Origin of the sequence: Actinoplanes sp. NPDC051633, assembly GCF_040681735.1 — a bacterium.
Classification (GTDB): Bacteria; Actinomycetota; Actinomycetes; order Mycobacteriales; family Micromonosporaceae; genus Actinoplanes.
On record NZ_JBFAZH010001850.1, the window covers coordinates 1 to 1,020 of the forward strand.

1 protein-coding gene is annotated in these 1,020 nt (G+C 73.9%); it reads right to left on the reverse strand.

Annotated features, from left to right (window positions below):
• A partial coding sequence (locus AB0M20_RS45640; protein WP_364307937.1) for a LacI family DNA-binding transcriptional regulator occupies positions 1-889 on the reverse strand: 889 nt, incomplete at its 3' end.
• Positions 890-1,020 lie beyond the last annotated feature (131 nt).

The window sequence follows — 1,020 nt, forward strand, 5'->3', positions numbered from 1 at the left end:
GCGAGACGGACTCCGGGCAGGACAGCCCTCGATCGCGTAACGCCTGCAGGACACCGAGCGAGAGAATGCTGTCCAGGGCCAGGATCGCGGTCGGCGGATCGGGCAGGTCGAGCATGCGCCGGGTGGCCATCGCGGCCTCCTCGCGGTGGAAGCCCTCCGCGCTGATCAGGGCCGGATCCGGCGACAGCCCGGCGGCCCGCAGCGCGTCGCGGTAGCCCGCCGCCCGGGTGCCGACGGTCGTCGCGGCGATCCGCTCGACCCCGGCCAGGCCCGGCGCGTGCAGCACCTCGGTCAGCGACGGGTTGCCACCGGTCAGCAGGCCCACCCGCTTGTGCCCGGCAGCCAGCAGGTGGGCGGTCGCCTCCTGGGCGGCGGCGTGGTTGTCGATCCCGACCACGTCGGCCGCCAGCCTCGGAACACGGCGGTCGAGAAGCACGAGCGGGATGCCGGCGTTGACCACTCCCCGCAGGTGGGACGTGTCGCGGGCGTCGGCCGGACAGACCACCAGGCCGTCCACCCGCTTCTCGGTGAGCACCCGCACGGCGCTGCGCTCGTTGTCGAGGTCCTCGTCGCTGTTGACCAGCACGACCTCGAAGCCCTCGGTGTGCGCGGTGTCCGCGATGCCACGCAACGCACGGGCGAAGAACGAGTTCTCGATGTCGGCCAGCACCACGCCGACCGTGTTGGTGCTGCCGGTGATGAGGCTGCGGGCCAGGCTGTTGGCCCGGTAACCGAGGTCCGCGGCGGCGGCCTGGACCCGCACGCGGGTCTCCTCGCGCACCGAGCCGTAACCCCCGAGAGCGCGCGCGGCCGTGGCGGTGGAGACCCCGGCCGCCTGGGCGACATCGGGAAGCGTGGGGGTGGCGCGGCCACCCGCGTTACGGCGCACGCTGCGTCTCCTCGTCGTGTCGATGCCCATCAGCTTCGCGGCTGGCCCGGACCGGGTGGCGCCCAGACTAGCGGGCCGTCCGACGGCCCGGCAGCACCCGGCGGAGCGACGGAACCCCGCTCGACCATGGT